A 12,977-nucleotide genomic window follows, 5' to 3' on the forward strand; every position below is an offset into this window, starting at 1 on the left:
AATTTTCGTGCGGCTATCAACACCGGGGAAGCTCCTTTTGATCCCAGAACATGCCATATGCCTCCACCTTTACAAACTACATAATCGCCTGCTTTATACATGGTCGTTGTTTTTTTCCGCGGGCGCTTGAACCTGTTCGAAAATAAACGGCAGGACCTCGTCGCGTTGAAGTTCCAAAACATGTGCAAACTCGTCATACAACGCTTTTTCGGCATCCTTTAAGAAATGCTCGTCGGATAAATGGAGCTTTTTTCCCATTTTCTGCAAGGTGCGGCTATGGAGGTACAAAGCCTTAATCAGCCGGATCAGTTCGCGGCAATTGCCGCCCGCAAGAATTTCTTTGTAACGGACTTTGCGTTCATTTTCATCTTCGATCCAAATGGGTTCCTCATCCGGTATCTGGCGAATGATTTCATGTGCCTCCCCGGGAGAAAGAACACGCCGCATTTTAGATGTAAGCGCTTCATTTTGCGTAGGCACAAAAACCCGTGTGTCTTTTCCGTCATAAATCGGCCGCAGGACATAATATTCAACAGATGTCTTACCGAAAGTCTTTTTTGCGATCTCAACAATCTTGCAAACGCCCTGTATGCCATATAAAACCGATTCATTCACCTGAAACATCTTGTCCTCCTTCAACTTAGCGCGACAACCCTGACAAAAAAACGTGCGGTTTGCACGAGCTGGACTTACGTTCCGCAAAGCAAACTGCACGCTGACCTTCTAATTTCATTCTACCACTTTTTTCACAAAAATGGCAGAGGGAATTTTCATAGATATATTAAAACTCCCCGCCATCCGTGCGGGGAGTCCCTAAATAGCTGTTAATCTTCAAATTTGATCGATACGTCTTTCTTAAGCGCAAGCCGGCATTCCGCTTCCATACATTTGATGATTCCGGATAAAACGGGGCATGCGGCATGAACCGGGAAATGCTCCTTGGCATAGTCGAAAAATACTCCGTCGCCGGGCTTTTTCAAACAGATCTCATACGCATCGAATGTGCTGCCAAGCTCGTCCATCATGGCGCGTATGCTGTCGCACCCGGATTTCACTGTTACTTCCACGGTCATCTGGTCGTCTGAATGCGCTTCGACGCTGGTAATAAGGCCGCAAACGCCGGGATCAATAAGTACTTTTGTCATCGTTTCCACCCTCCTTTTGGATTATCATACTCCTTTTTGCGGCGCGGCGCAATCCAAAAAAATGCGGACAGGCGTTTTCATTTGCAATTTCGTGGTGTATGATAAGGGAAAACGGCATTAGAAGGAGATGTTTTCGTTGCAGGAGTTTGTAGCGCGTCCGCATTGCGGAATGGTAAAAGGAACGGAAGACGGCGGAACGATCGTATGGCGGGGAATCCCGTATGCGCAGCCGCCCGTACGGTTTGCGCCGCCGCGTCCCGTCCGGCCATGGAATGGAATACGTGCTGCCACAGAGTTCGGGCCTTCCTGCCCGCAGGAAAATGGGAAGCGAAGCCCGATGGACGAGGACTGCCTGTATCTTAATATATGGTCGCCTGCGGCGGACGGAAAACGCCCGGTTATGTTTTTTATCCACGGCGGTTCGTTTGCGGGCGGGAGCGGCAGTGAGGAAGCATATAACGGTGCAAATCTTGCGCATAATGAAGACGTTGTGGTCGTAACATTTAATTATCGCGTGGGAATTTTGGGGTTTCTGGATTTTTCGTTCATGCACGATGGCTTTCATGCCAATTGTGGGCTGTGGGACGTACTTGAAGCCCTGCGCTGGGTCAAAGAGAATATCGCGGCCTTTGGCGGCGATCCGGACAACGTCACCGTCTTTGGCCAATCGGCAGGCGGGACAATTACAAGCGTGCTTCCTGTCCTTCCCTCTGCCAGAGGGCTTTTTGCAAAATGTATCGTAATGAGCGGCGGCCCAACGCTCCTGCAGGGCCGGGAGGAAGGCAGGCGTACGGCGAGGGCTTTTTGCAAAGCGGCGGGAATACGGACCGCGGACGGCTTGCGTTCCATCCCTGCGGAAGAAATTCCGGCCTGCCAGCATGAATTTGTATCCGCATGCGGGCTTGGAGCGGGAACGTTTCGTATTTCGGTGGATGGGACGCTTGTTCCCGATTATCCGATTGCCGCCGCCCGCGGCGGATATGCAAAGGGAATCCCCATGCTTATTGGCACAACACGGGAGGAAATGTCATTTTTGCTGATAAAACCACTGGCAAAAGTGCTCGATGTGGATGGTATCATGCAGGCGGGTGTGGAGCATGAAACAGCCGAGTGCAAGGAACGCATTCCACAAGCTTACCAAAAGCGTTATGGAAAACGGCGCGGGCAGGCAATGATGTTTTCCGATATGGTATTCCGTATGGGAAATATATGGTATGTCCAGGAATACAGCCGCCATTGCGACACATGGATGTACCGCTTTGACTACGAAACGCCGGCCATGAAAGTGAGCGGCCTGCACGCATTTCACTCGAGTGATATTCCGTTTGTATTTGGAAATTTTAAGGCCGGAATGGGTAAACTGATTTTTCTACTTTCTCCATCCATGAAAAAGGCGCGGGAGCTTTCACGCGAAATACAACGGGATTTCGGCTTGTTTGCGCGCACCGGCGAGGTGAAATGGCCGAAATGTACCAATACGGATATTCCGGCAAAATGTTACGCAAAGCACTGCTCCATACTTCCTGCCGTCGAAAAAGAAATTTGTCGGGAATATGAAAAGACTCATTTCAAACAAACCAGCTTTTCAAGCTGCTGGGATGAATAATGTGCAAGTACGCCCCAGAGCAGCGCATTCAGGCTGTCGATAAACTTTTATCGCGGGAATTGACCGGCGTTTTCTAAACTGTTATTTGCTGGCAAGAGACAGGCCTGCGCTCATATGGCGGTTTTGCGGCCGCGCGGCAGTGAGGTTTTTTCGGCAAGCGCGCTGGGGTATAGGCGTTTTCTTTTTACAATCCAAGTTTTGCCAGTGTACGGCTTTTTTCACTGATGCTGCGCGAAGGAAGAATCTGACGTGCGGCATACATCTTGTTGCCCAGCAATTCATTCAATTCAAAAATGTTATTTTCGCTTTGCAGGTACATATATGAGAAAAACAAACGCAATGCACGCATTGTAAGCTTGGATTCGTCGATTTTTACCATGCCGCCCAAAATCTTGAGCTGGCGGCAGATATAGGCACGGTCGATAATACGGTTCATACCCCTCCCATAGAAAATAATACCGTTTTTAATGCCGTTTTCCCGGCAATACTGGCTGAGCACCTCCTGGAGGTTACGCGAGATGACGATATCCCATGCCTTTCCGCTGCGCTCGGCGTTTGCATAACCGTTCTTTACCGCATCTACAGTGATGAATTCAAGATCGCTGTAGTTGATTCCCGTGCCAGCGACCGTGCGGATAATATAATACAGTTTGCTGTCTTCGCGCGCCGCCGCGGCAAGGAGCTTTTTATATTCCGCGCGCGTAAGCACTTCGGGAAGGCGTTCCGGCTGCTTTTTTCTGATATTTCTGATGCAGAAACGCTCTTCGTGCATAAAGCGGAACAAACGGTTTGTGATGCCGATAATATTGATGGCAGTGGCGTTTTTATATTTGGCTTCCACATGGGCGCGAAATTCAGCTACATCTTCAGGCGTGATCCCGTGCAGGCCGCATTCATGCTCAAAATAACCGTTCATATAAGCCAGGTTGCGTGCGTAAACGTTGAATGTAGATCCTGCGAGCCCTTTTTTCGCAAGCACATCCAGATATTCCTGCGTGCCGTGCTTGAGCTTCTTCAATGTAATTTCCATATTGCCTCCTTTGGTCGTGGAATACTTATATATTGGGGATAAAATTATTGCTACTATTATTTATAGCACGTAGAGTTGCCTTTGCCATGCGCCGCCTGTATGTTTCACGGATTATAATTGACGAATGCGTGGAAAACAAAAAACACATTGACAAGGATGCGGTTTAACGTTAAACTAATTAATAAAGTCGAGAATCTTTTCAAGCAAAAACAGAAAAATAATCAAAAGCCAAGGGGATGATTTTATGGATTTTACGGGACGCACGGCGATTGTTACGGGCGGAGCGAAAGGGATTGGACGTGGCTGCTGTGAATTGCTTGCCCAAAACGGCGCAAACGTAGTGATTGCGGATATGAACCTTGAAGGCGCGAAGGAAGTAGAAGCAGCGCTTTGTGAAAAAGGACTTTCCGCCAAAGCGGTGCAGGTAAATGTCAAGTCGGTGGCGGACGTGCGCAACATGGTTAAGACCGCTGCCGGTATGTTTGGCAGTGTGGATATCCTGATTAACAATGCGGGAATCCTCCACACAACGCCAATTGAAGACGTGACGGAGGAAGAGTGGGACAATATTGTGGATATCAACCTGAAAAGCGTATTTTTTGCAACGCAGGCGGTTCTCCCCTATATGAGGGAAAAACAATATGGAAAAGTGCTTAACCTGTCTTCACTCGCGGGCCGCAACGGCGGCATTGCGAATGGGCTCGGCTATTCCGCAACCAAGGCGGGGATCATCGGCCTTACGCGCGGCTTTGCCTCGCGGCTGGCAAAGGACGGAATTAATGTAAACGCGATTGCGCCGGGTTCTACGGATACGGGCATTCTCGATACGCTTCCACAGGAAAAGATTGACGATCTTGTATCAAAGATTCCGCTCGGGCGGTTTGGGAAGACGGAAGAGATTGCGAACGTGGCTGTATTCCTGTGCTCGGATGAAGCCGCCTTTGTTACGGGCGCGGTGGTAGACGTGAACGGCGGAATGTATTTTGGATGAGGAAAGAACAGTGCTGAAAAAAATTGTAATAGCGCCCGATTCATTTAAGGGAACGATGACTTCAATTGAAATATGCAGTTATATCGAGGATGCCGTTAAAAAATACCTGCCGGATGCGCAAGTGGTAAAAATACCCATTGCGGACGGCGGTGAGGGAACGGTAGACGCCTACCTTTCCGGAATTGGCGGAATGCGCCGCAGGAAAACAGTCACCGGGCCGATGGGCGCGCCGGTAGAGGCGGAATATGGCATCCTTCCAGATGGGGAAACGGCGGTGATCGAGATGGCGGCGGCAAGCGGCCTGCCTCTTGTAGAAAAAGAAAAGTCTCCCATGAATGCAACGACATTCGGGACGGGAGAGCTGATTGCAAACGCCGTGGAAAATGGCTGTACAAAAATTATTCTGGGAATTGGCGGCAGCGCGACAAACGATGGCGGCATCGGTGCGCTTACAGCGCTGGGCGTCCGCTTTTTGGATGAAACGGGGCGGGAAGTCACGCCCGATGGCAAAGGGCTCGCACGGATTGCTTCTATTGATGCGGCCGGGCTTCCTGAAAGAATCCGGCGGGTAAAGCTTACCATTGCGTGCGATGTTAAAAACCCGCTTGCCGGGAAAAATGGCGCGGCCCATGTTTTTGGCCCGCAGAAGGGCGCGACTCCGGAAATGGTGGAAGCGCTTGACGCAGGGCTCCTGCACTACAACAGTATCCTGACAAAGCTTACGGGGATTGACCGCAAGGATGAGAGCGGGATGGGAGCCGCGGGCGGCCTGGGGCTTTCATTGAAAACGTTCCTGGACGCGCGGATGGAGCCGGGAATCGATTTGATTCTGGATACGGCGGCGTTCGATGAGAAACTTGAAGGCGCAGATCTTGTTATCACGGGCGAGGGCAAGATCGACGGACAGAGCAAGCAGGGGAAAGTACCCGTAGGCGTCGCGTGGCGCGCCCGGAAAAAAAAGGTCCCGGTAATCGCGCTGGTGGGCGACGTGGGCGCGGGGTATGAAGATCTCTACGAGGAAGGTATTACGGCGATTTTTTCCACCAATAAAGCAGCCGTCCCTTATGAGCAGGCGCGAAAGACAAGCGTGGAGGACCTGAAGTTCCTGACGGAATCCCTCTTGCGTGCTTATTGTGCGGTAAGGTAAAATGAATCCTGATACAGCGAGGTGCTAACATGAAGATATGCAGGTTTGAAAAATATGAGAAAGACTTCTATGGGGTGCTCGATGGAGACGATATCTCCGTAATTGCCGGGCAGCCTTATGAACAAATTTCGCTTACAGGCGAACACGTAAAGCTTGGCGATGTCAGGCTGCTCGCGCCGACTGTGCCCAAAAACATCGTAGCGGTGGGGCTTAACTACAGGAAACACGCAGAAGAGATTGGTATGCCTCTTGTGGAAGAACCGCTTATTTTTTCGAAGTTTGTAAGCTCTATCATCAATCCGTTTGAGAAAATCGTAAAACCGGACGTATGCAAGCAGCTCGATTATGAAGCGGAGCTTGCGATTGTAATCGGGAAAAAATGTTCCAAAGTAAAAAAAGAGGACGCGAAAAGTTATATCCTTGGTTTTACCTGCATGAACGACGTGACCGCGCGCGATTTGCAGGATATGACGAAACAATGGGCGCGCTGCAAAGGCTTTGACACCTTTTCGCCGTTCGGGCCGTGGATTGAAACAGAGGCCGACGGCGATAATTTGCATTTGCAGGCTGTGCTGAACGGCAGAGTGGTGCAGGATGATACCACAGCGGATTTTATTTTTGATACGGCTGCGCTTGTGGAGTATATCAGCGGCTTCATGACGCTGTACCCGGGGGATATTATTACCACCGGCACGCCGGGAGGCATCGGCCCCATGAAAAGCGGCGATGAAATTAAAGTTGTAATCGAAGGGATTGGCGAGCTTGTGAACTATGTGAAATAAGGGCGCGCGGCAGGGCCGTCTGCCTGAAAATAGAATAAAAGGAGAGAAATTGACAATGAAAAAGTATTTATGCGTCATCGAAATCAAGCCGGAGTGCAGGGACGAATATATCGGCATCCACAATAACCCCTGGAGGGAAATGCTGGAAGCAATCCGCGCCGCCGGGTATACAAACGAAGCAATTTTTTATCATAAAGACCAAAGCATCATCTACCTGGAATGCCCGGACGATACGACGCATGAGGAGTGCGACGCGCGCCTGCGCGCGACAGATGTCTGCAAAAAATGGGATGTTACGGTATGTCCGTGGTTTGCTGCGGAACCTGTGATGTGCGAAAAGATCTTCGACCTGAACCAGCAGCTTGACGGAGAGCTTCTTGCAGACTAAGGGATCAATAAAAATTTTTGGAACGAAACGCCGTGGGGGTCATTCCCGCGGCGTTTTTGAATGACCGGATGAGAATGTTCACATTGGAAAAACCCACGCGGTCTGAAATATCCTGTACAGTCATCTGCGTGGTAAGCAGCAAGCGCCTGGCTTTGTCAAGACGCCTTTGGTTAAGATAGGCATGCGGTGCGACGCCGATCTGTGCCTTGAAAGTGCGCGACAAATGGTACGGACTCAAAAGGGAAGCACGGGCAATGTCTTCAAGGGTAACTTGCTCGGCATAGTGCTGGTCGATAAACTCTTTTGCCTGCCTTACGGCAGGAGAAAGTTCGGATGTCTCCATACTCCTGTGCGTGCTTACCGCAAGCTCCGTTAAAATACGGGAAAGCGCGAGGGAAATTTCGAGTGGGGCGTGGTCGTCTGGAGACAGGCACAAATTGATAATCTCCCCCACCAGTTTTCTCGTAGCCTTGATATCATTGCAGGAAAGTACACGCCATCCGTCCCGGTTGATATAGTCGTGATAGGTGCGGGCTGCGCTGCCGTCGAAACGGATATAATAGTTTTCCCAGAAATCGCCGAGCGTACAATATTCGTGATACTGTGTGCAGTCAATAAAGACGATGTCACCCACGCCGAGGACGCACGTTTTTCCCTGATAGGTAAAACGGCCCTGCCCGCGCGTCGTTACGAGCAGCAACACGCCGTCAAGATACCACGTTTTCGTATAACATTCTTTTTTCGCGCCGATTTGTCCAGCGCAGTATACGAAAAAAGGCAGGCTGCGCGCGAGGGCTGAAGCATTGGCAATGACCCCGCAGGATTCATCGGTAATATCGAGGTTGTACTCACGGTTCGGTTCGCGTACAATCATGACTGCCTCCTGAAGAATAGCAAAAAAAGTATATAATATGGCACGAAAAGATGATTACAATCCAGCCGCACTATGTTAGTATTATACAAAATAAGGAAGTTTAAAACAATACCATTTCCCTCCCGGAAGCAGAAGACATCATTAAATAAAAACGTCATTTAGTCGTATAATATGGATGTTATTCAGGAAATGGTATCCTTACAAGTTTTGTGCCTTCAATTTAACCGGAACTAAAATGCCGCACATGCGGGGGCGAAAAAGATATTGGGAAACCAAAAGCAAAAAAAGTGTATCATAGGAGGTTGACGCCATGAACAGCAGGGAACGCGTGCTAAGAGCGCTCAAGGTAAAAGAGGGAATGCCCGACCGTATTCCGGTGCAGTTTGATCTGTGCCGGCAGCTGCAGGATCATTTTGCAGAAAAGCTTGGGATCGAATCCAGATATACAAATAACCTGTTTGAAGACGTTACTTACCGCATCAGTGGAAACGAAGTGCGGCTCGCTCTGGGAAGCGATGCAGTGGTTGTAGGCGCTGCGGAACGGGCGGATTTCAAGCCGGAAAAACTTGAAGACGGCAGTTGGTATAATGAATACGGCATGCGCCTCATGCAAGGGCCGATTTATGTGGAAATACTCGATTATCCGCTTGCGAATGCGCGCACGAAGGAAGACATAGACGCATACCAGTGGCCGGATCCGCGCGATCCGTCCCGCTATACAGATGTAGAATATTATGTCAATAAGTATAAAGAGGATTACTTCATTATCGGCGATATCGAAGTAACGATCCTTTCGCTCGGCCAGCAGCTCGTAGGGTTGGAAAAACTGTTGCTTGACATGGCGATGCAGGAAGAATATGTGGAATACCTGTTCCAGAAATGCGAAGAGTTCCAAACGCAGGTGGGCCTTGAACTTGTGCGGCGCGGAGTAGATGCAATCTGGGTAGGCGATGACTTCGGTTCGCAGCAGAGCCTGCTGTTTTCGCCGGATATGTTCCGCAGTATGCTGAAAGATCATTATGCGAATCTGATCCGTGCAATGAAAGCGGAAAATCCGGATATCATCATGGCGCTGCATTCGGACGGTGCGGTTAAGGCGCTCCTGCCGGATATCAAGGAAATCGGGTTTGATATCTTTAACCCGGTTCAGCCGGGCGTGCCAGGGCATTCGCCGCGGGAAATCAAGGATGAGTTCGGCGATATGTTTGCTTTCTGGGGAGCGATTGACCAGCAATACCTGCTTCCGCAGGGGACAGACGAGGAAGTAGCGGCGGATATCAAGGAAAAATGTGAAATCCTTGGTAAGGGCGGCGGATATATGATCGCGCCTGCGCATATCATGCAGCCGGACGTATCGCCGGAGCGGGTGGAATTTTTCATCGAAATGTGTAAGAAATACGGACAGTATTGATTGAAAAGAAAGGTGCGGAGGGACGCGCCTTTCAAATGATAAAAAGTGGTAACGATGCAATTTTGGGGAGATAAAAGAAAGGGGAATACAAAATGGCTAGTTTGGAACAATTAAGAAAACCGGATAAGGAACGCACGCTGGCAGCTCTGCGCGGAGAAATACCGGACAGAGTGCCGCATTTTGAGGTGGCAATTGAAGAAGACGTCGTAAAGGCGATTCTCGGACGGGACGCGGGTTCTACCCTTGCGGCAGCGCGCGGCGCGTCGGATAAAACATTTGTGGCGCCGCCTATGGATCCAAAGGATTATATAGAAATCCTGAATTTTAATGGGCAGGACGTCATGGGCTTTGAAGCGCTGTGGGCGCCTTTCAAATATAAGGACGAAAAAGGCGACCTGCATATTGTAAACGACGGCCGCATTAAAAGTTTCGAGGATCTCGAAAAGATTGTGGAACCGAACTGGGAACTCGATTTTGCTCCGCGCAAGGAATATTTCGATATTTATAATAAGGCGATTGAGGGAACGGGAATCGGTACATTTATTCTTACGGGAACCATTTTCCAGACTTGCTACCAGTTCCTGATCGGTTTCGAGGACTTCTTTGCAATGGCCTATACGGATACGGAATTTATCGAAGTGATGATGGACAAGTGCATGGATTACTATATGAAGGTCATAGAGATTGCGCTTGACAGCAATATCACCTTTTTGTTTTTGGGGGACGATATCGCGTTTGGCTCGGGTACGTTCATGAATCCGGAAAAATTCAAGGAAATGTGGCTGCCGCGGTACAAAAAGATGGTCAACATGGCAAAGCAGGCGGGTGTGCCGGTAATGTTCCATAGCTGTGGAAATATCACGGAAATTTTTGACGACGTTATTATGGAATTGGGCGTAGATGCGGTGAACCCGATCGAACCCTATTCCATGGATATTTATGACATCAAGGAGAAATACGGAGATAAGATTACCATCAGCGGTAACATCGACGTTGCAGGGCCGCTTGCGATTGGCACGCCGGATGAAGTAAAAGCCGAGGTTCGCGAGCATCTGGAACGCCTGAAGCCCGGCGGACGGTACATCTGCAGCTCGAATCACAGTATTATGAACGATGTGAAGGTGGAAAATTATAAGGCTATGATCGACACCATCATTGAATACGGCCAGTATTGATGTTAAAGTAATAAGGAGCCGTAAATCAGGAACAACTCTTCCTGCATGGCCCTGTGCCGGATACGGCTCCCTATTGCTTATGACACGATATCCTGAGGTATTGCGATGAGTACGATCTATGATGTAGCGCGGCTTGCGGGCGTTTCCAAGACAACGGTTTCCAAAATATTGGGCGGGAGCAAAAATGTGCGGGCTTCCACGCTCGAGCGTGTGAATGCAGCCATTGAGGAACTCGACTATGTTCCAAGCTGCTTTGCGCAGGGAATGCGGAAAGGGGCGACAAATACCCTTGCCGTGCTATTGCCCGAGCAGTATAATTACGGATATATGGAGCTTTTGGCGGGCGTGGAAGACTATGCCGACCGAAGCGGATATATGACGTTTGTCTGCTCCACCGGGCGGGACGGCAGGTATGAAGAAAAATATTTGAAAGAAATGGTGCGCCGGAAGGTAGACGGAATTTTATATTTCGCGTATCGCCGCAATGAAAAGAGCCTGGCATACCTGGAACATATTTCAACCAATATTGCCGTAGTAGTAATGGATAATGTTCTCCGGGGAGAGCGGCTTGACTGCGTCCGTGTAGACGGCTCAGGGCTCACCAAACAGGCAGTACGGTACCTTGCCGATAAAGGATGCAGGCGGATCGCCTATATTCGCGGCTTGGGGACGTATGATGTAACAACGGAGCGCTACCAGGGCTACCTCGACGGTCTTGAAGAAAGCGGAATTCCCTTTGACGCGGGCCTGGTTCAGGAAGCGGAATTCACTATGGAAGGCGGCGCGGGCGCTGCGCGCGCTCTTTGGTCCCAAAAACCTGAAGCGGTTGTCGCGGCGACGGATATGCTTGCGCTTGGGGCGCTCAATTGGCTGGAGGAAAACGGAGTGCGCGTACCTGGGGATGTGAACCTGATTGGCTTTGACAACATTCCTTTATGCGTATGGAGCCGGCCGCGCCTTTCGACGATTTCACAGAATCAACGGCAGGTGGGCGAAATTGCGGTAAAACATCTGCTTGCGCGTATGGATGAACCAGACCAGGAGCCTTCCCGGCTTCTTTTGGGCGGAGAGCTCATCCTGCGCGAAACAACATAAAATAACGGGGATTTTTTACAGATAAAGGCATAGCGGGCAATCCACTGTGCTTTTCAAAAAACAAAAAGTGGTAACGATACCATTTGTATAAAAGGAGGGAGAGAAAAATGAGTTTTGGGAGTGGATTTTTGACGGAGAGGCAACGTTTTTTGAACCAACTGCGGTATAAGCCGGTAGACCGGGTGACGATGTGGCCGCCGCTCGACGTATGGGCGACGACGTGGAAACGTTGGGAAAAAGAAGGGCACACGAATATGTTCGCGGAGCAGATCGGGGAGCACGGCGGCGCGGGCGACCTCAGCTTTTGGGATTATTTCGGCTGCGACCGGCAGGACGAGGTAGGCATCTACTACGGCTTTGCGCCGGGCTTCGAATACGAAAAGCTTGGGGAAGATGAACATACAATTACTTTCCGCAACCATGAAGGAATCGTTATGCAGGAACTGAAGGAGGGGCGGGAAACATCAATGCCGCATTGGCTTGATTTTCCCATCAAAACGCGGGAGGATTTTCGCAAAAACCTGTACCGCTGGGAACTGAATTTTGAGCAGCGTTTTCCGGAAAACTGGGAAGAAAAGTGCAAACTATGGAAACACCGTCAGATTCCGCTGCGTATGTGGGCGGACCGTGAGGGAGGATTTTTCGGACCGCTCCGAAACCTGTTTGGAATTGAAGACCTTTCCTACCTCTTTTACGACGATATTTCCTTTATTGAAGAAGTGCTCGACCAAAAGGTAGAGTGTATGACGCGCATTATCAATAAAATCTGGGAATATACGGATTTTGATTATTTCGTATTTTGGGAAGACATGTGTTATAAAAACGGGCCGCTCCTTTCCCCTGATATGTTCAAAAAATATCTCGTGCCGCGTTACCGCAAGATTACGGATTTACTGCGTTCCAAAGGGGTCGACCTGATTTTTGTGGACAGTGACGGCGACGTAACCAAGCTTGTCCCGCTGTGGCTTGAGGCGGGCGTAAACGGCATCCTGCCTTTTGAAGTACAGTGCGGTATGGATGTAAATGCGTTCCGCAAGGAATACGGCCGGGATCTCCTGATGATGGGGGGGATCAACAAGCGGGCGCTCATTACGGGCGGCAAGGACATAGACGACGAATTGCGGCGCGTTGCGCCTCTTGTGGAAGACGGCGGATATATTCCATGGCTGGATCATTCCGTACCGCCGGATGTGAGTTATGATAATTTCCTCTATTATATGGATATGCTCCAGAAGCTGTGTACCGGGAAACTTTGATTTCTGCCCGCGTATAGGCCGCCAACCGGCGGCCTATACGCATAAGTTAATTCGTTCACGAAATTTTACTAAAATCA

General features: G+C 49.8%; 13 protein-coding genes. 9 read left to right on the forward strand and 4 right to left on the reverse strand.

The window, feature by feature from the left end; translation table 11 throughout:
* Window positions 1-93: 93 nt before the first annotated feature.
* On the reverse strand, window positions 94-624 hold the full coding sequence (locus tag H8S18_RS04410) for a CarD family transcriptional regulator (RefSeq protein WP_186857092.1): 531 nt from the start codon (window positions 622-624) through the stop codon (window positions 94-96).
* 200 nt (window positions 625-824) lie between these two features.
* On the reverse strand, window positions 825-1,145 hold the full coding sequence (locus H8S18_RS04415; RefSeq protein ID WP_186857093.1) for a DUF6951 family protein: 321 nt from the start codon (window positions 1,143-1,145) through the stop codon (window positions 825-827).
* 136 nt (window positions 1,146-1,281) lie between these two features.
* Here H8S18_RS04415 and H8S18_RS04420 point away from each other — a divergent pair, with 136 nt between their 5' ends.
* Window positions 1,282-2,751 (forward strand): carboxylesterase/lipase family protein, encoded by a 1,470-nt coding sequence (locus H8S18_RS04420; protein WP_186857094.1) that lies wholly within the window; start codon window positions 1,282-1,284, stop codon window positions 2,749-2,751.
* 184 nt (window positions 2,752-2,935) lie between these two features.
* Here the strand turns inward: H8S18_RS04420 and H8S18_RS04425 are convergent, their stop codons facing one another.
* A complete protein-coding gene (locus H8S18_RS04425) occupies window positions 2,936-3,781 on the reverse strand; it encodes a tyrosine-type recombinase/integrase (RefSeq protein WP_186857095.1) in 846 nt (281 codons plus the stop codon).
* Window positions 3,782-4,025: 244 nt separating this feature from the next.
* Here H8S18_RS04425 and H8S18_RS04430 point away from each other — a divergent pair, with 244 nt between their 5' ends.
* The 4 genes from H8S18_RS04430 to H8S18_RS04445 are packed head-to-tail and all read left to right on the forward strand — an operon-like array spanning window position 4,026 to window position 7,089.
* On the forward strand, window positions 4,026-4,772 hold the full coding sequence (locus H8S18_RS04430) for an SDR family NAD(P)-dependent oxidoreductase (protein ID WP_186857096.1): 747 nt from the start codon (window positions 4,026-4,028) through the stop codon (window positions 4,770-4,772).
* A 13-nt stretch (window positions 4,773-4,785) separates the two neighbouring features.
* Window positions 4,786-5,919 (forward strand): glycerate kinase family protein, encoded by a 1,134-nt coding sequence (locus H8S18_RS04435; RefSeq protein WP_186857399.1) that lies wholly within the window; start codon window positions 4,786-4,788, stop codon window positions 5,917-5,919.
* A 29-nt stretch (window positions 5,920-5,948) separates the two neighbouring features.
* A complete protein-coding gene (locus H8S18_RS04440) occupies window positions 5,949-6,701 on the forward strand; it encodes a fumarylacetoacetate hydrolase family protein (RefSeq protein WP_186857097.1) in 753 nt (250 codons plus the stop codon).
* A 55-nt stretch (window positions 6,702-6,756) separates the two neighbouring features.
* Entirely contained in the window at window positions 6,757-7,089 is a 333-nt protein-coding gene (locus H8S18_RS04445) for an L-rhamnose mutarotase (protein ID WP_186857098.1), read from the forward strand.
* 4 nt (window positions 7,090-7,093) lie between these two features.
* Here the strand turns inward: H8S18_RS04445 and H8S18_RS04450 are convergent, their stop codons facing one another.
* Entirely contained in the window at window positions 7,094-7,963 is an 870-nt protein-coding gene (locus tag H8S18_RS04450) for an AraC family transcriptional regulator (RefSeq protein WP_186857099.1), read from the reverse strand.
* 310 nt (window positions 7,964-8,273) lie between these two features.
* Between H8S18_RS04450 and H8S18_RS04455 the strand changes: the two genes are divergently transcribed.
* The 4 genes from H8S18_RS04455 to H8S18_RS04470 all read left to right on the forward strand — a co-directional run bounded on the left by H8S18_RS04455 (window position 8,274) and on the right by H8S18_RS04470 (window position 12,900).
* Window positions 8,274-9,374: a uroporphyrinogen decarboxylase family protein gene (locus tag H8S18_RS04455; protein ID WP_186857100.1), complete on the forward strand. Its 1,101-nt coding sequence runs from the start codon at window positions 8,274-8,276 to the stop codon at window positions 9,372-9,374.
* 92 nt (window positions 9,375-9,466) lie between these two features.
* Complete coding sequence (locus H8S18_RS04460; protein WP_186857101.1) at window positions 9,467-10,549, forward strand: uroporphyrinogen decarboxylase family protein; 1,083 nt, start codon at window positions 9,467-9,469, stop codon at window positions 10,547-10,549.
* A gap of 105 nt (window positions 10,550-10,654) precedes the next feature.
* On the forward strand, window positions 10,655-11,644 hold the full coding sequence (locus H8S18_RS04465; protein WP_186857102.1) for a LacI family DNA-binding transcriptional regulator: 990 nt from the start codon (window positions 10,655-10,657) through the stop codon (window positions 11,642-11,644).
* Window positions 11,645-11,751: 107 nt separating this feature from the next.
* The gene (locus tag H8S18_RS04470; protein ID WP_186857103.1) at window positions 11,752-12,900 is read left to right on the forward strand and encodes a uroporphyrinogen decarboxylase family protein; all 1,149 of its coding nucleotides are present in this window, start codon (window positions 11,752-11,754) and stop codon (window positions 12,898-12,900) included.
* Window positions 12,901-12,977: the final 77 nt, after the last annotated feature.

Source organism: Christensenella tenuis (assembly GCF_014287795.1).
Taxonomy (GTDB): domain Bacteria; phylum Bacillota; class Clostridia; order Christensenellales; family Christensenellaceae; genus Christensenella; species Christensenella tenuis.